We start from the raw sequence: 14,889 nt of genomic DNA, 5'->3' as shown, positions 1-14,889 counted from the left end.
TCTTATGTACCTCCTAATATATATGTATCTTTAATTAACCAATAATTGCCTTATACATTATATCAACTAGGGTACACGGAAGTATATCAAATTATTTTTATAATTTTATATACTAATCGGAACGGCATTAATACAGGATAGTTCATGTCGGAGGAAGGCATCTTTGGGTGTCTTTTTAATGGGGTATCGCCACATCACCATCAACTTAAGAAATTAATTGTCCCCCAAAACGAAAAAAATGAGTCGAATTCTCATAAATAATTGTAAAAAGGTAAAATTCTCGTTATGGAGATGTCTCAGAATTTCAGCTTGATGGGCATGGGGTATTTGCTTTTCTTAAGTTGATGGATGTGTGGTGCTACCCCTTATAATCATTGTAGTGATATTTTTTGAATAATATTATTCAAAAGGAGGAAGCTATGTCTACTATTAAGGCAGTTACCCATGAACTACATAAAGCTTTTGAGCTACTTAACGAAAGGTTTTTCGAAAACAAACTACCCACACCAGCTATTACAATTCAAACGTCACGCCATAATAAGTTAAGTATGGGTTGGTGTTCTGTTCGTCCCATTTGGAGCGATAAAAAAGGGGAAATTAAACTATATGAAATCAACATAAGTGCAGAATATGTAAACTACGACTTCTTTGAAACAATGGATACTCTTATGCATGAAATGGTGCACTTGTATAATAATGTTCACGATATCCAGGACTGTTCAAGAAATGAAACCTATCATAACAAACACTTTAAAGAACGCGCTATAAAAAGTGGGTTTGAGTATGAAAACGATAAACCAGATCCTAAGTACGGATGGTCATTTGCAAAGCTTTCACAAGAAACAAAAGACATTATTTCTAAAATGGATATAGACCAATCCGTTTTCACCATATCTAGACGTATGCCCCGTTACCTACAGCCCGAAGAACCCGGTCTAAGCGATCCAGAAATGAACATTGAGCCAGAAATGGAAGAATTCCAAACAGCAGCAAAGAAAACCACATGGAAATGGACGTGTCCAAAATGCAATCTTATTGTCCGATCCACCAAGCCACATGTAAATATTAAATGTGGAGATTGTGAGTTAACTCTGTTAGGTGAAGATGATTAAAATTCATCCTTATACTTTGCATCATACACAAAAAGAGCATTACTTGTTTTTCACTACAAGAAATACTCTTTTGTTGTTTCCCTATTAAGCTCTAGAAGGCATTTAACGATGGATTATACATGAAAGAAAAAATAATCGTCTTAAAATCACAATCTCGGCGATAATATTTACTCTGTGCTAGATAAAAAACTTTTATTTTTGCTACTGTATGAAAAATAGCCTATTTCCTTGGTTTTTTATACAATTTCTTATCTTATAAGTTAATCTTTTGTTTATCATTACTATAAATTTCGATCTTGTATGAATCATTTCCAATCCATTTGCTTACTTCTTCTGTTTTAAACAGATCAGTAATTTCTTTTTCTAATTTCTTCCCAAAGTCTTTGGCTGCTGGATCAGCATTACTAATTTTTGTATTTATAGTCAAAACATATGGCTGTTCAGCTTCAATATTCATTTGATGGATCTCAGAACCCTTATACTCATTTTTAGTAAATATATTTCCCAAGATAGAACCGGTAACTTTATTCCATCTTTTTTCTTTCTCCACAATCTTCATATCTCGTTCTTTTATATTGATTGTATATGGCTTAATCCCTTGGTTTTTCAATCGATTATTAATTTCTTTTTTTACTTTAGATGAATCTTCAGTATCAGCAATTTCTATATCTAATCTTCTTGTATTCTCGTCCCATATAGCAGCACTAACAAAAGATTTTTTATTTACAGTTTTGTTAACGGCCTCCATGACTTTTGAACCTTCACTCTTTGGTTCCTCTGCATCACTCTGACAGGAACACAATAAAGCGAGTGATAATAAAGGCACACATAAAATTTTCCCCTTACCCATTTAATAACCTCCTCAATTTTTCTTAATCTGTTGTATTCATCATGTTACGGTAATTCTATTTTTATATGAAATATTCTTTCTATTATATCAAAATTTGATATAGATTTTTATTTCCTTCCTTTCACATGATGCAAAATAGGTATTTCCCCCCATGAAAGAACTATTAGGAGTCTCGCCAAACAAAACATGACTTTCGTACGCTAAAGATTTGCTAAGTTAAAATTGTAATTGAACATTTTTTTGAGATGATATGATATTTAAACTTTTAACAATCTTTATACAAGAGATGCCTTTTTTGTAATATAGACAAGCTTTTTCGAATTGATTTTCCTCTTGATAACAGGTCGCTAAATTAATATAAAATATGGATAATTGTTTATTGTCTTTCTCGTTTTCGAAAAAAGGAATGGCTGTTGTTTCAAGAAAACTTTTTAAATTTTCATGGTCGAAATACAAATGATTTTGATAGGAAAATAAACAGTATAATTTAGGATATTTATTTTTTGTAGATCGCAATCCTCGATGTAACATCTTTTTAGCTTCATTAATTTTTCCCTTATCAAAAAAAGAAATCATAGTATCATATAACTTTTCTAATTCAAGTATTTCTAAATCTACTGTTTTAGTATTATTTTTAATTTCTTCTAATCTCTTATATAACGAATTTTTAATATTCCAACTTGGAGCCAGTTTATTATTTTCAATTTTACTTAAATAAGATACCGTACATATTCCATAGCATAGGGTTTCTTGTGTAATCCCATGCTTTAATCGCTCATTGAAAAAGAATTCTCCTATATTTTCATTCGGAACCGTATCATTCTTAATTTCAATATTAGACTTAAATTCCTCTATTCGCTCTAAAAGTAATTGTATTACTTCGGGTTTGGCTTCAACTTTATTATTTTCTATAAGATTTAAATGGGATACTGGACATATCCCTTTACATAGCTCTTTTTTGGCTAGATTATACGTCTTTCTAAATTCACGAATTTCTTTACCTATATTATTCAATATTATGCCCTCCCTAGAATCTCTTATAATGAAGGATATTCCTTTTTTTAGAAAAATTCAAATAAAAAAACAAGACCAAACTTCAGTCTTGTTCAGGAAATAAATAAAATCTCTTTACCTTTCTGAACACATATTAAGCATTAAAGAATGCTGTAATAGTAAAGGTTTGTAGTCTTAGCGTACAATTATTAACAAAAGAAAACACTCAAATGAGTGTTTTCTTTTGTTAATATATAATTTGTGAGGAATCAATATTTAAATTTCTTCTTTCATGTAAATAGAACTTTTAGCTTATCATCTTATTGATGGAAAACAGTGCCGCCGCTTAAAGTAATTGTACCACCATATTCACTCATATTAGCGAGTTTAAGACTATAATAAGTATAATCTTTTGTAAGATGACCGATTGGTATATTTAATCCCCCAGTAAAGGAACCATTTACTTTATATCTTCCCTGTTGAGATCCTTCATGATATACATAAATCCCTAGGCCATTTGTAGTACCAGGGGATTCTACTGCAACACTCTGAGGTTTTTTAAATGTTGCTCCACCTCTAATCCATAATGAACTACTAAATTGTGCTTTACCAAAAGATGTTGTATTTAAAGCTAACGGACTTACATTATCAATATATTGGAAAGCCGCTATAGGATTAGCAGAGAATTGCGCATTAAACGCTTCAATTTCTTCTTTTGTATAAACTTTAACTAAGTTATCGTTTTTATCATACACTTCAACACTCAATTCTTGATTTTGTGTTTCACTAGCTACATTATTTTGTTCATACTTTACAGCCGGAGCCGGAGTTGATTCTTCTGCAAACGCAGCTGTTGAAGGGATCATAATTCCAAAAGCAAGAGCACTTACACCTAATTTACCTAGATTTTTTTTAAACATACTATCATTCTCCTATTCATATTTATTTATAATATAAAAAGCAGAGATATTATGTATATTCCACTAGTTAGCCTGGTATCTCTCACAACAATAATACAATATATGGAATCGAATATAAACACATTTTTACAAAATATTCTATAATTTGATAAATTATACTAAAAAACCTTTCTATTAATAAAAAAAACATACAGTCATGCTTAGAAATGACTGTATGTTTTTTTTATGTTTTCTTAAAATCAACTATTTATTTTCAACTTTAGGATTTCCAAACCATTTAAACATTGCGGCCCTTGATATAATCCAGTCTTTCCTTGTACCATTTGGAGGTAAAAAGAATTTAACCAATCCTTCATCAATCATTCCCTGCAATTCTCTTTTCTGTTCTTCATTTAGCATAGAAGGGCTATATTTATTCTTTAATGTGTCTCTTTTAATGCCCCATTTATATGCTGCTTCAGCTGGCGACATATAGTTCTCAATTTCTTTCATATTACTTCACCTTCACTCTTTATTTAAATTCAAAATAGGAGGGTCCCCCCTCCCTTATATAAACAATTATAAACCTGTATTCATAAACTTTCTTAATGAGGGATGTTTTGTTTCCAAAATTGCAAGACGAAGTAATTTAATTTTTGTCTCTCTTGTAAGGGAAAGCCAATCAGATATAAAGATTTTCATTTCTTTTTCCACCTTTCGCATATTAATATTCGTGTTTGCCGTTTTTTCTCCAGGAAATCCTTCTACAACAGCTGCTTTTCCTTTCTTAAAAACGAACAATATTAGCTTCCGGAATTTAAAAATATCCGTGTTTTCATTCCGCAGAATGCCAATAGATTTTTTTATATGAAATGATGTATTCAATTCCTGATTCACAGATAACAAAATCTTTATCTCTAATCTCTACAACTTCCCCATGATATGACAATTTTTCTTCATCATAGCCAATTTCACTCGTACTAACAGAAATTGTATCTCCTACTTGTACATTAGCTTTAAATCTTGCAATCCCTAATTCGTTCATATATTTTTTATCTCCTTTATTATGTTATAATTGGAGAAGGGAATCTGATCCATTCCCTTCTATATCAGTCATCTGTTTACCGGCGGATGGCTTTTTCATTTTTATAGTACCTATTTGCTACCCCTGTAAATAATTGATCTATTGATAACCCCCTTTCAAAAATCCCTTCCAGATCCTCTTTAGATATGCTACATATAACTTTCATTGCAAGGAGCTTAAATTTTTGTTCTGAAGTTAATTTTTTTATTTCTTTTTCCTTTTTTCTTTGTTGAAGACTAATAACTTCAGCAAAAACCTGTTCATCTTTAACCTCCATTGAAGTATCACAAACCAATAATCCTTTCATCCCCTCTTCAATATTTAACATCTTCCCTTCCCCCTTTCGTCATCATTCATCCTTACAAGTCTATTTTCTCACACTACCTTTAGACTTGCAAGTCTTTTTATTTATTTTTTGAATTTTTGAACAAAAACACATTTAAAATAGGCATTGTTTTCGTCATAATTGTTTTGAACCCACTTGAATTTTGATATGTTTTTTCGGCTTCAGCTGCTCTAAAAAATTATCTATAGAATCCATTTGAAAAATACGGAAGTTTACACTTGAGACTTCATATATTTTCTCGGTTATTATCAATATAGAAGGGAAAATTTTTGTATCTTTAGGCTGCCAGGATTGTTCCTTCCACTTATCACTATGAAAATATAATTCATATCGCTTTATTTTACTTTCCATCATTTTGTGACTGTAGACGGATCTCTGTACCTCAATAAAAAAAGGGGATCTACGCCAGATTACAAATGTATCTGGTTCCATAAATCCTTTCCCATATTTCGGCTCCACTTTAAATAATTTTGGCTTTTCATATTTTATAAGTTGCTTATATACGTCTATAATCGAAAGGAAGTGAGGAATCTTTTGACTTGTCTTTCGCAATGTATTTGGTTGCGGGAAATAAATGTATGGCTGCCGTGACACATCCACATCGACATGCCCATCCCTTCTTAACCTTTTCATGACTGTGTTACAGCAAGTCACCCCGTTTTTTAGCCCCTGAAAATGCAAATCAATAATATCATCCCTAGACATACATCTAAAACGTTTCAAATCACTTAAGATTGCCTTATCTCTATTCTTCATAGTCTAGCACCCCAAACACAGGAGTCTCTTCTTGTAATGAATTGTAAAGCTTTATATTCTCTTTTAAAATACGATGTGGTTCAACAATTTTTTTTGCCTTACTCAATTCTAAATACGGGGCTTGCACTTTCTTTAATCCATTTAGCTTTAAAATCATTTGGCCAGATTGCTCCAAATGCTCTGAACCAGGTGTACCTACAATATTGCTATTAATTGAATCAGCACATTTAAATCCCATTCGTACCGTCATATTTAGCTTTAACTTACCGTCTAGTACCTTTGCATCTGGTCTCTGCATACTAAGCATAAGATACACTCCAAGCGATCGGCCGACAGCTGATATTTTTTCGATTATAGTCATAGACGATTTTTCATCTTGCAACATGGCCACTTCATCAATAGCAAGTAGGATATATGGCTTTTGATTACCAGGATTCAATTTGTTATATTCATCAATGTGATCCACTTCGTATTCTTCCATGATTTTTCTTCGTTCTCTTATCTCATTCCAAACTTTTTGAAGCATAATTTCCATTTCCATTTCTTCCATACAAACTTGTTTTACGTGCTGTACTCTCCGTAAGAAATGAAATTCAGAATTTTTTAAGTCTCCCAGATACAAATGTAATTTATCAGCAGGCATAATTTGAATAAGTGTAGATAGTACAACCCGTACCATACTACTCTTACCGCTTCCTGTTTCCCCTGCAATTAAAAGGTGTGGTGTATTTGAATCCACCATGTCATATACAATTACGCTCCCGAATTGATCGCGTCCTACTACTATAGGAAGACGATATTTTTTTAATAATGGCTCCCACATTTTATAACTATAACTATATGGCTGCATTCCAGCATTTGTATGAAATACATTCAATACAAATTTTTTAATATTCCCCTCAACCTCAACATTTGGTCCGAATATTTGTTGAAAACAAAACCACTTCTTCTCAATTTGAAGCGGGTCTAATCCATTGGGAATTGTAAATACATATCGCGTTCTTTCGTTCGAATAGTTGATATCATGTATTTGGGGATAGATTGGCATTTTTCCACCTCGCGTTTGATGTTCTGTATACAAACCGCTTTTTTCAAATACCTCTATAAGTCGATACTTTAGATTTCGTTTATACATCCAATCTTTTATAGTCCTCATAAGCCCCTCCTAAAACATTATGACTGTTCTAATAAGCAAGTAACCAATCAAACAAATTCCAATTATTCGTGTCCCATGAAAAACCCCATCACTGACAAACTTAGCTGCTACTATATAATCCTTCCGCACCAGGTATTTTTCTAATAAAACCGAACCAATTAAAACAACCCCTATTGCACCTGTTGCAATATAGGTATTAATCATTTGATCTGACATATGGAAAAAGGCCAATGGGCTAATAGAATTATACTTTTGTATTTGTTGCTCTCTATTTTTGTATGTTCCATCCAAAAAGGAACGAAAAGGGATTACTTGTTTACGTGCAAACATGAACCTTCCCCCTTTACTCTTTATCGTATTCTGCGCAAGATTCCGAACAATACTTCTTGCCATTGAATCTCCAAAACAACCAATCTGATAAGAGACATTTACAATACTCACAAGTTTCTTCAGTTGTCATCTTGCTGTTCATCCATCTCTCTCCTTTATAAACAACTTTTAAGTACCTGGTTACATGTAGCTTTTTTAACCTAAAACCTTGATAGCATTACTTTGATAGCCATTTAGTTAATTAATTTGGTAGCTATTTTGATAGCGACCTTGATACATCTTATTATGCATAGCTTGGTCATTATTCAATGTTTTCTGAAGTATAGAAAGTTTGATTTTTGGACAAGATGGTTACCAATTAAGAAATTAAGGGAGAGAAAAAAGATGTTTGGGCTAGGAAAACCACGGTCACGTTTCGGCAAATTTCTTGATAAAAATGGGCTTTCACAGCAAGACATAGTGAGGGAAAGTGGAGTTAACAGGGGTACAATCAGTAGAATATGCCAGGGAGATGCTTTTCAACCATCATTAAAAAATGGAAGTAAGATTATAAAAGCTTTAAGAAAATTAACTGGAAAGAAAGTTGATTACAATGATTTTTGGATGTAAAAATCATTTTCAAAGAAATGTATAATAAGGAGGAATGATTTTTTTGCATAAGACCCCAAGGTGTATCGTAGAAATAATTAAAGACATGAACAGACGTATAGATCATTTATCAAATTTGCAAGAACAAGATCAGCAGAAACTAGATACACTTAAAGCGGAACAAGGATATTTCAATTCAAATCATGCAACAAGTTTGTGGTTAACTATCCTTAATCAAAATTTTTCATCATTTCCATTCTCCCTGACGTACTTGAAAATAAGTGTTTTTTTATTGAGCATTTTAAGCGATTTAATGATGGAATATACATAAATCAAAAAATAATCGCCTTAAAATCGCAATCTCGGCGACTTCATTTTATAAAAAATGCAGGATTTGCACTTTTTTCGCTCCAAACAACAAATAAGACTTATTCTAATTTGAATAAGTCTCCCACTTCCCCCTATAAACGACACGATTTACATCACAATATATTCACTTACCTCGCCGCGATCCATCGTTGAAGCAACAAAATCATAAAACCCAAAGGTGCAAAAACTAAAGTGAAAATATAAAATCCTACAAAAACAAAAAATTTAATAACTAAATACAATCCCCATACTTTCATTGTCATTTGAATTTCTATATCTCCAAAGAAAACGTTTTTGATTTCATGCAACAGAAACCTGGTGAGAGGGAAAAACACAGCAGAAATTGCAAATAAAACATTCAAGTATATCTCATGCATTGGTACGGTCCATTGCAAAAAGAAAAATATTAAAATCGCCCACACATAACTATTAATCAAATATCGAATGTCAAGCGTCCGGAAAATAGATAGCATAACTTCACTCCTTTTGATAAGCCCTAGACACTTCGTAAACAGTCATTTTTTATATTTTCGGACAATATTAGAATATAAATATATAAGCCACCAAATAATAAATACCCCCAAAAACGTTAACATCATCCAAGAAAACATTGTCTTTAATCCACTTATAGCTTCATCACCTGGCCTTCCAGATGCCCAAAACGAATAACCTAAAGAGAAAACAATTCCAAATGTCCATATAAACGTATCAGAATTCAGTTTCAATTTCCTCATGCTATTTAGTGCCTCCTTTAAAGTTGCTGTTATTGTAAATACCTTATACTTATACCTTTATTAAAGCTTTTTCAATTTCATACCCTAACTCTAATTGATGAAATTCTTCTAATGATTCTACAGCTCCTGCAAATTCTAAAATCTTGGGGATTTCTTTCTTTGATTGATAATAAACTAATTTCGCCTGCGGTATTTTATGATCTGATTGTATACACTTCATTCCAACATCTAACTCATTATGTAACACACGCACAATGTTATTTAATACATCAACAGAACCATGTATACGCAAACGAGGTCGGACATATATTCCTTTTTTATATTTCCCTCTCATAGTACCAATTTCATGCAGCAAGCGAATATACATACTAACAAATACCTTTTCATTAAAATTTCCTTTTGGAAATACTCGATTTCCTTTTGTAATTGGCGTCCATCCCATTTCTTTTATTCTTTGTAAAAATGGATGATTAATGTTTATACCTACCTCCCAAAAACCACTTTTTTCTTCACGCAACCTCTCATTATATCTTACTGTGTTACTTCTAATGATTAATTGATGAAAGCGTTCAGGAATCCACTTTTGCTTATTTCTTATAGTAAAGCTATCCTTCCGTTTTGATCCAAACCTCCAAGCAATCGCTAACGCTTCTGCAAATTCATCCGTTTCAAGAAATTGATTAAATTGTTTTTCCTCTTCCTCAGTTAAGCAGAATTTTTTACTCATAACAAATTCCCCTAGCATCAATTAAATTATCGTTTTCCAACAAACACATTATTACTCTTTTTCTTTCTCTGCTGATCGTTTCCTTTTTTCTCGCTGCAAGGTACTCACACTAATTCCTGTCATTTCTTCTACTTGCCTATAAGATTTCGTTTTCAGTAAATCAAGTGCATGTTCTATTTGCTTCTTATTATATTTCTTCGGTCGTCCTTCTTTAAAATCCGGATTCAACTTCGCAATCGCTTTCCCTTCTTGCGTACGTTCTACAATCATATCCCTTTCAAATTCAGCAAACGAACTCATGATATTAAACATCAATCTCCCCGTGGGTGTATCTTCCACTACCCCCATATTGAGTATATGAACCTTTACTCCTTTTTCAAACAGCATTCTAATCGTTTGAATAGCATTTTCAGCCGAACGTGCAAAACGATCTAATTTCGTTACAACAAGTGTATCGCCAGTTTCTAGCACTGAAAGTAGTTCTTGAAATTTTGGCCGATCAAATTTTGTACCTGTAAACTTTTCAGAGTAAACTTCCTCACAACCTTCTTTTGTCAGCGTTTGAATTTGAGCCTCCAAATCTTGGTTCAAAGTACTTACCCTAGCATATCCATATTTAACCAAAATCTCACCTTTTCTACAGTTACTTTCGACCATAAGTTTTGATGCAGGTCTATGTACTGATTTTATCACACCACCCTTACTTATTCAAAACTTTTAAGTTTTGAACAACACAAGCGATATCCAATCACTTATAAAATATATTTTGATTAATAACTCGCTCCTTTATGTCCATGTAGATTTTTCTGTTTGGATGTTATAAAATTTAATTATAAAAAAATTCAGAAAGGTGTGTTTGAACTGAACTTTTCTAAAGATTTCAATTATAATCATTCTGGGGATTATTTATATCCAGTCGAGTATTATCAGTTCCGTCAATCTAGTACACTAAATACCTTTAAAATTGAGTTATTATGTTTTGATGAATCATACGCATTTCATTTAATTTCAGAAAATGAATTGATCCCTCAAAAATACCGTTTGGTTGCAATTAATGATTGGGAGATTATCGAAGAATTTGGTTTCGATCTTGTAGATTCTAAATCTAAACAGGCAGTATTACAACGTGCGATAGATATGGCAAGTGCCATTGCAAAAAAATATTGTGAAAAGCCTGTTAAACAATAATTTTATTACGTAGTGAAGATCATTCTATAAGGAGATGATAAAATTGAACTTTAACTATAGTAATAAAAATACAAGCAATTATCTTCTTGATCCAGGGACAGGAATCTATTATATCCCTGGTGGCGGTGGCCATTAAAAAATAACACCTACAATGTAGGTGTTATTTTTTAGTCATTTAGACTTGTAAAATGCTTCGTATTTCTTCTATGTGTAAATTTGTAAACTTTGCAATATCTTCTATTGGCATTCCATTTTTGTGCATACCACGAATAAGTTGCATTTTCCCTTCTTCTATCCCTTTTTCCATTCCTTTTTTAATTCCTTGCTGCTCTGCATGAGCAAACTTTGCAGCCTCATCCATCAAAGCTTTTTCCCTTGCTTCATACGCTTGTCGGAAAGAAGAATCTTGACTCATACGCTCCCATTTATTCATTGCTTTTTGTAAAATCGGATCTTGATTCATGGCAATATCCTCCAATGTTTGGGTTAATCGTTCATCTTCATTCGCTGGAAGTAATAATAACCAACGAACAAATGAATCTTCCCAGGGATTTACTTGTTCATTCCGCCACTGTTGCATAAGTTTTGGAATCTCCACAATATGGACTTCAATATCATCACTCAATATCTTCTGTTGTTGTTGATTCCATAGGATTCCTGTTGTATGAAATGCTTCATATTCAGGAAACATAACGAAATTCAACAAATTAATCGTAATTGTTTTATGAAGAGAACTATATGGCATTCCCTTTTGAAGTTGGGATGTGTACAGCCTTCCCCAGTAATATAAACTGCGTTTAATCATGTTGTGAGCGTTGTTCAACTGAATTTCAATATTTACTTTTGTACCTGTATCTAATGTAACTAAAATATCTAATATGGATAATTTATCTTCTTCATGTTCTCGTTGCAAGTGTGGATCTTCTAATTGTAACGAAACAATCGGTGATTCTAAAGAATCTCGTAACATTGCGTTTAAAAAAGCAATTAGAATATCTTCATTTCCACTTGTACCAAATAATTGTTTAAAAGCGAAATCAATGCGTAAATTCACTAATTGTTGGTTGGACATGGGTTTTCCTCTCCCCATCTCATAAGATGTTTTTCTTCTATTGTACATAAAAGAGTGATACACATGCAAACAGGCTCTTATGTAAAAATACATAAGAGCCTGTTTATAACAACATACAATAAAAAATTAGATTGTTGTATAGAAAGAAAAATTGCCTACTATAAGAAAAACTCAAAGTTAGTATACATAATAACAAAAAAGAATTCAATACTTACAGATCACTTCACCAAGGCAGCATAATCACGCTATAATACTTATTATCATTTTCACTCCCCCTTACGTTTTACCTTATCTTTCTAATTCACTTCCAATAATCGAAGTTGAATATTCAATTGATACTCCCCTTGAAAATTTTGTTATAATTTTCGTGAGCATAGAATTATTTAGGAGGTTTATTTTATGGTAACGAACACAGAATTAGGTTTATTAATTGAACGATTAAAAAGCGATGCCTCTGATTACAAAAATGAAAATCCAGGTAGCGACGGCCTCTATGACTATCTAGAGGAACTCGTAAAAACAGAAAATTTAATTCACCCAGCTGCCATCGGTGCTGCAAAACTAGCAATCGATAAAGATATTTCCGCTCTAAGTGAATCACAATTAAAAGCATTAGGACTAGATATGCTTAACAATGACATGTACATGTCAGAATGCCCTAACGACGGAAACATCATCGCATGGTCGGAAATGTCCACAGCTCTATACGAAAGACAGTGTTCTTTCTGTGAACATCGCGAACAAAAAATTATGAATGAATAACAAAAAAAGCTTTCTATTTATCTTGCTACAAAACTATATAATCATCAAAAAGAGACATGTTATTAAAAACTTGTCTCTTTTCATCTTCTCGTTTATTTTTTTATTTCTGCCCATTTAAAGTTAATTTCGCCGCCGAAATCATTCGTCACAATACCTTTGATTGAGGAACGTTGTAAGTACGAACGCCCCATTTGATAGAACGGTGCTACAGCTCCATCTTGCAACAAGATTTTTTCCGCTTGTTCCATAGCTTCCCATCGTGCATTTTCATCAATTGCTAAATCGTTTTTCACTTTATAAATCAAGTCATCGTACTCTTTATTTGAATACTTATCAAAGTTATAGGTACTGTCTGTCGTGAATAAATCTAAAAATGTAATCGGATCAGCAATATCTGGGCTCCATACATCTACACCTATATCATAATCACTACTTAGCAATAATTTTATTTGTTGCTGACGTGGCTGCGCCTTCACATTCACTGTTAATCCTTCTAAATTCTTTTCTAGTTCTCCCTTTAAGTATTCTGCATTTTTCTTCGCAACTGCATTATCACTTGTTAATACTTCAAGTGTCACTTTCTCTTTTCCTAACTCCTGTTTTGCCTTCTTCCAATTCTCTTTCGCTGTTTTCACATCATCATTTACCAGAATTCCATTTTCCTTCCGGAAATCCTTACCCTCTGGACTCGTTACAAAGTTTTCCGGAATCAATCCATAAGCCGGACGAGATCCATTATTCAACAAGGTTTCTACAAATCCCTTTTTATTCATTGCTTCACTGATTGCTAGACGCGCATACTTATTTTTTAACACTTCATTTTTTTGATTTAATCGTAAAAATTGAACCGCCACTTCTTCTCTTTGCTTGAACTCCTTACTACCTTTATATTTATCGATAAACTCACCCGTTAGCCCCACACGATCAATCTGGCCACTTTCATATAAGTTTACCTCTGTAGCTTTATCCTTCACTATATCAAAATGAATCTCATCTATTTTCACTGTTTTAGCATCCCAATAAGTCGGATTCTTTTGTAATTGAAAACTTTGTTCATGCTTCCACTTATCTAATTTAAACGCCCCATTATAAATAATGTGTTTCGCTTCTAAACCATATTGTTTTCCTTGTTCTTCAAAATAGCTTTGATTAATCGGTAAAAAAGTAGGAAACGCTGTTAAACTCACAAAATAAGGTACTGGCTTTTTCAATTGGACTTCTAATGTTTTATCATCAATAGCTTTCACACTTAATTGCTCTACTGGCAACTCTTTTTTATTGATTTCTTCTGCATTTTTTATATCAAAGAATAGAAAAGCATATTCCGCTGCGGTATCTGGATTTACTGCACGTTTCCAAGAAAACTCAAAATCTTTTGCCGTCACAGGGGTTCCATTAGACCACTTCGCATCCTCTCTCAGATGAAACGTGTACGTTTTTTTATCTTCGCTAACGTCATAAGACCTAGCCACACCAGGAACAAGGTTATTGCCTTTTCCAAACGTATACAACCCCTCAAAGACATTACGCATCACATTCATAGATTCTCCATCTGTAGCTTTTGTAACATCCATCGTTGGGATTTCAGTAATGTATGGCAAATGGATAGTTTGTTTTTCTAAAGGTTTATCACTTGCCTTTGCTACAGCACCCTTTTCTTCCCCACCACTACATCCTACTAACAATAAACTAGCTCCTAAAATAGAAATTACTACAGGTCTAACTTTTTTCTGCATTCATTTTCCTCCTATACGTTCAGCGGACAATATCCAAATATACAAATTTAATACTGTTTAGTCTATAGATGCGGAGGAAATCTTTCACCCCATATGTACCCAAACACTTTTCGTTTTAATAGACACCGCATTCCGCTTACAATTTTGGTTTATTTAACCAACTAAATCTTACATCCAAAAAAATAAA

General features: G+C 32.8%; 21 protein-coding genes. 5 read left to right on the top strand and 16 right to left on the bottom strand.

Annotated elements, in window-relative coordinates; all coding sequences use genetic code 11:
- Positions 1 to 419 precede the first annotated feature (419 nt).
- On the top strand, positions 420 to 1,112 hold the full coding sequence (locus MR143_RS29075) for a SprT-like domain-containing protein (RefSeq protein WP_242281167.1): 693 nt from the start codon (positions 420 to 422) through the stop codon (positions 1,110 to 1,112).
- A gap of 253 nt (positions 1,113 to 1,365) precedes the next feature.
- On the opposite strand, the gene MR143_RS29070 is transcribed toward MR143_RS29075, so the two are convergent.
- From MR143_RS29070 to MR143_RS29020, 11 genes are all read right to left on the bottom strand, one after another.
- Positions 1,366 to 1,962, bottom strand: a complete 597-nt coding sequence (locus MR143_RS29070; RefSeq protein ID WP_242281166.1) for a DUF4030 domain-containing protein — start codon at positions 1,960 to 1,962, stop codon at positions 1,366 to 1,368.
- Between the two features lie 216 nt (positions 1,963 to 2,178).
- On the bottom strand, positions 2,179 to 2,976 hold the full coding sequence (locus MR143_RS29065; protein WP_242281165.1) for an XRE family transcriptional regulator: 798 nt from the start codon (positions 2,974 to 2,976) through the stop codon (positions 2,179 to 2,181).
- Between the two features lie 299 nt (positions 2,977 to 3,275).
- The gene (locus MR143_RS29060; protein ID WP_242281164.1) at positions 3,276 to 3,875 is read right to left on the bottom strand and encodes a hypothetical protein; all 600 of its coding nucleotides are present in this window, start codon (positions 3,873 to 3,875) and stop codon (positions 3,276 to 3,278) included.
- 243 nt (positions 3,876 to 4,118) lie between these two features.
- A complete protein-coding gene (locus MR143_RS29055) occupies positions 4,119 to 4,367 on the bottom strand; it encodes a helix-turn-helix domain-containing protein (RefSeq protein ID WP_242281163.1) in 249 nt (82 codons plus the stop codon).
- Between the two features lie 66 nt (positions 4,368 to 4,433).
- On the bottom strand, positions 4,434 to 4,655 hold the full coding sequence (locus MR143_RS29050; protein ID WP_242281173.1) for a hypothetical protein: 222 nt from the start codon (positions 4,653 to 4,655) through the stop codon (positions 4,434 to 4,436).
- 34 nt (positions 4,656 to 4,689) lie between these two features.
- Positions 4,690 to 4,899, bottom strand: coding sequence for a hypothetical protein (locus MR143_RS29045; RefSeq protein WP_242281162.1), 210 nt, complete (start codon positions 4,897 to 4,899; stop codon positions 4,690 to 4,692).
- Between the two features lie 76 nt (positions 4,900 to 4,975).
- The gene (locus MR143_RS29040; protein WP_242281161.1) at positions 4,976 to 5,266 is read right to left on the bottom strand and encodes a hypothetical protein; all 291 of its coding nucleotides are present in this window, start codon (positions 5,264 to 5,266) and stop codon (positions 4,976 to 4,978) included.
- Between the two features lie 132 nt (positions 5,267 to 5,398).
- Entirely contained in the window at positions 5,399 to 6,040 is a 642-nt protein-coding gene (locus tag MR143_RS29035) for a replication-relaxation family protein (RefSeq protein ID WP_242281160.1), read from the bottom strand.
- On the bottom strand, positions 6,030 to 7,196 hold the full coding sequence (locus MR143_RS29030) for an FtsK/SpoIIIE domain-containing protein (protein ID WP_242281159.1): 1,167 nt from the start codon (positions 7,194 to 7,196) through the stop codon (positions 6,030 to 6,032). Before MR143_RS29030 ends, MR143_RS29035 begins: the two co-directional genes overlap by 11 nt.
- Positions 7,197 to 7,205: 9 nt before the next feature.
- Positions 7,206 to 7,526 (bottom strand): hypothetical protein, encoded by a 321-nt coding sequence (locus MR143_RS29025; protein WP_242281158.1) that lies wholly within the window; start codon positions 7,524 to 7,526, stop codon positions 7,206 to 7,208.
- Positions 7,527 to 7,539: 13 nt separating this feature from the next.
- Positions 7,540 to 7,668 (bottom strand): hypothetical protein, encoded by a 129-nt coding sequence (locus MR143_RS29020; RefSeq protein WP_242281157.1) that lies wholly within the window; start codon positions 7,666 to 7,668, stop codon positions 7,540 to 7,542.
- A 242-nt stretch (positions 7,669 to 7,910) separates the two neighbouring features.
- Between MR143_RS29020 and MR143_RS29015 the strand changes: the two genes are divergently transcribed.
- The gene (locus tag MR143_RS29015) at positions 7,911 to 8,135 is read left to right on the top strand and encodes a helix-turn-helix transcriptional regulator (protein WP_130067683.1); all 225 of its coding nucleotides are present in this window, start codon (positions 7,911 to 7,913) and stop codon (positions 8,133 to 8,135) included.
- A gap of 43 nt (positions 8,136 to 8,178) precedes the next feature.
- The gene (locus MR143_RS29010) at positions 8,179 to 8,445 is read left to right on the top strand and encodes a hypothetical protein (protein WP_242281156.1); all 267 of its coding nucleotides are present in this window, start codon (positions 8,179 to 8,181) and stop codon (positions 8,443 to 8,445) included.
- Between the two features lie 553 nt (positions 8,446 to 8,998).
- Here the strand turns inward: MR143_RS29010 and MR143_RS29005 are convergent.
- The 3 genes from MR143_RS29005 to MR143_RS28995 are packed head-to-tail and all read right to left on the bottom strand — an operon-like array spanning position 8,999 to position 10,601.
- Positions 8,999 to 9,217, bottom strand: coding sequence for a hypothetical protein (locus MR143_RS29005; protein ID WP_242281155.1), 219 nt, complete (start codon positions 9,215 to 9,217; stop codon positions 8,999 to 9,001).
- A gap of 49 nt (positions 9,218 to 9,266) precedes the next feature.
- Positions 9,267 to 9,944 (bottom strand): hypothetical protein, encoded by a 678-nt coding sequence (locus MR143_RS29000; protein WP_242281154.1) that lies wholly within the window; start codon positions 9,942 to 9,944, stop codon positions 9,267 to 9,269.
- A gap of 51 nt (positions 9,945 to 9,995) precedes the next feature.
- Positions 9,996 to 10,601: a recombinase family protein gene (locus tag MR143_RS28995; protein ID WP_242281172.1), complete on the bottom strand. Its 606-nt coding sequence runs from the start codon at positions 10,599 to 10,601 to the stop codon at positions 9,996 to 9,998.
- 195 nt (positions 10,602 to 10,796) lie between these two features.
- Between MR143_RS28995 and MR143_RS28990 the strand changes: the two genes are divergently transcribed.
- Positions 10,797 to 11,132, top strand: coding sequence for a hypothetical protein (locus tag MR143_RS28990; RefSeq protein ID WP_242281171.1), 336 nt, complete (start codon positions 10,797 to 10,799; stop codon positions 11,130 to 11,132).
- A 175-nt stretch (positions 11,133 to 11,307) separates the two neighbouring features.
- On the opposite strand, the gene MR143_RS28985 is transcribed toward MR143_RS28990, so the two are convergent.
- Positions 11,308 to 12,204 (bottom strand): Rpn family recombination-promoting nuclease/putative transposase, encoded by an 897-nt coding sequence (locus MR143_RS28985; RefSeq protein ID WP_439846251.1) that lies wholly within the window; start codon positions 12,202 to 12,204, stop codon positions 11,308 to 11,310.
- A gap of 399 nt (positions 12,205 to 12,603) precedes the next feature.
- Between MR143_RS28985 and MR143_RS28980 the strand changes: the two genes are divergently transcribed.
- On the top strand, positions 12,604 to 12,966 hold the full coding sequence (locus MR143_RS28980) for a hypothetical protein (RefSeq protein WP_130067670.1): 363 nt from the start codon (positions 12,604 to 12,606) through the stop codon (positions 12,964 to 12,966).
- A 92-nt stretch (positions 12,967 to 13,058) separates the two neighbouring features.
- On the opposite strand, the gene MR143_RS28975 is transcribed toward MR143_RS28980, so the two are convergent.
- Positions 13,059 to 14,702, bottom strand: a complete 1,644-nt coding sequence (locus MR143_RS28975) for a peptide ABC transporter substrate-binding protein (RefSeq protein ID WP_242281152.1) — start codon at positions 14,700 to 14,702, stop codon at positions 13,059 to 13,061.
- Between the last annotated feature and the right edge of the window lie 187 nt (positions 14,703 to 14,889).

The organism is Bacillus cereus group sp. BfR-BA-01347, assembly GCF_022663835.1.
Lineage (GTDB): Bacteria > Bacillota > Bacilli > Bacillales > Bacillaceae_G > Bacillus_A > Bacillus_A thuringiensis_K.
This window is presented reverse-complemented; position numbering and strand designations above follow the sequence as displayed.

What these genes read in the sequence shown, in the direction of transcription:
- MR143_RS29000 (WP_242281154.1), bottom strand. Translation starts at nt 9,944, where the DNA reads ATGAGTAAAAAATTCTGCTTAACTGAGGAAGAGGAAAAACAATTTAAT.
- MR143_RS28980 (WP_130067670.1), top strand. Translation starts at nt 12,604, where the DNA reads ATGGTAACGAACACAGAATTAGGTTTATTAATTGAACGATTAAAAAGC.
- MR143_RS29005 (WP_242281155.1), bottom strand. Translation starts at nt 9,217, where the DNA reads ATGAGGAAATTGAAACTGAATTCTGATACGTTTATATGGACATTTGGA.
- MR143_RS28995 (WP_242281172.1), bottom strand. Translation starts at nt 10,601, where the DNA reads ATGGTCGAAAGTAACTGTAGAAAAGGTGAGATTTTGGTTAAATATGGA.
- MR143_RS29055 (WP_242281163.1), bottom strand. Translation starts at nt 4,367, where the DNA reads ATGAAAGAAATTGAGAACTATATGTCGCCAGCTGAAGCAGCATATAAA.
- MR143_RS28975 (WP_242281152.1), bottom strand. Translation starts at nt 14,702, where the DNA reads ATGCAGAAAAAAGTTAGACCTGTAGTAATTTCTATTTTAGGAGCTAGT.
- MR143_RS29035 (WP_242281160.1), bottom strand. Translation starts at nt 6,040, where the DNA reads ATGAAGAATAGAGATAAGGCAATCTTAAGTGATTTGAAACGTTTTAGA.
- MR143_RS29020 (WP_242281157.1), bottom strand. Translation starts at nt 7,668, where the DNA reads ATGAACAGCAAGATGACAACTGAAGAAACTTGTGAGTATTGTAAATGT.
- MR143_RS29040 (WP_242281161.1), bottom strand. Translation starts at nt 5,266, where the DNA reads ATGTTAAATATTGAAGAGGGGATGAAAGGATTATTGGTTTGTGATACT.
- MR143_RS29075 (WP_242281167.1), top strand. Translation starts at nt 420, where the DNA reads ATGTCTACTATTAAGGCAGTTACCCATGAACTACATAAAGCTTTTGAG.
- MR143_RS29015 (WP_130067683.1), top strand. Translation starts at nt 7,911, where the DNA reads ATGTTTGGGCTAGGAAAACCACGGTCACGTTTCGGCAAATTTCTTGAT.
- MR143_RS29060 (WP_242281164.1), bottom strand. Translation starts at nt 3,875, where the DNA reads ATGTTTAAAAAAAATCTAGGTAAATTAGGTGTAAGTGCTCTTGCTTTT.
- MR143_RS29045 (WP_242281162.1), bottom strand. Translation starts at nt 4,899, where the DNA reads ATGAACGAATTAGGGATTGCAAGATTTAAAGCTAATGTACAAGTAGGA.
- MR143_RS29025 (WP_242281158.1), bottom strand. Translation starts at nt 7,526, where the DNA reads ATGTTTGCACGTAAACAAGTAATCCCTTTTCGTTCCTTTTTGGATGGA.
- MR143_RS28985 (WP_439846251.1), bottom strand. Translation starts at nt 12,204, where the DNA reads ATGTCCAACCAACAATTAGTGAATTTACGCATTGATTTCGCTTTTAAA.
- MR143_RS29070 (WP_242281166.1), bottom strand. Translation starts at nt 1,962, where the DNA reads ATGGGTAAGGGGAAAATTTTATGTGTGCCTTTATTATCACTCGCTTTA.
- MR143_RS29030 (WP_242281159.1), bottom strand. Translation starts at nt 7,196, where the DNA reads ATGAGGACTATAAAAGATTGGATGTATAAACGAAATCTAAAGTATCGA.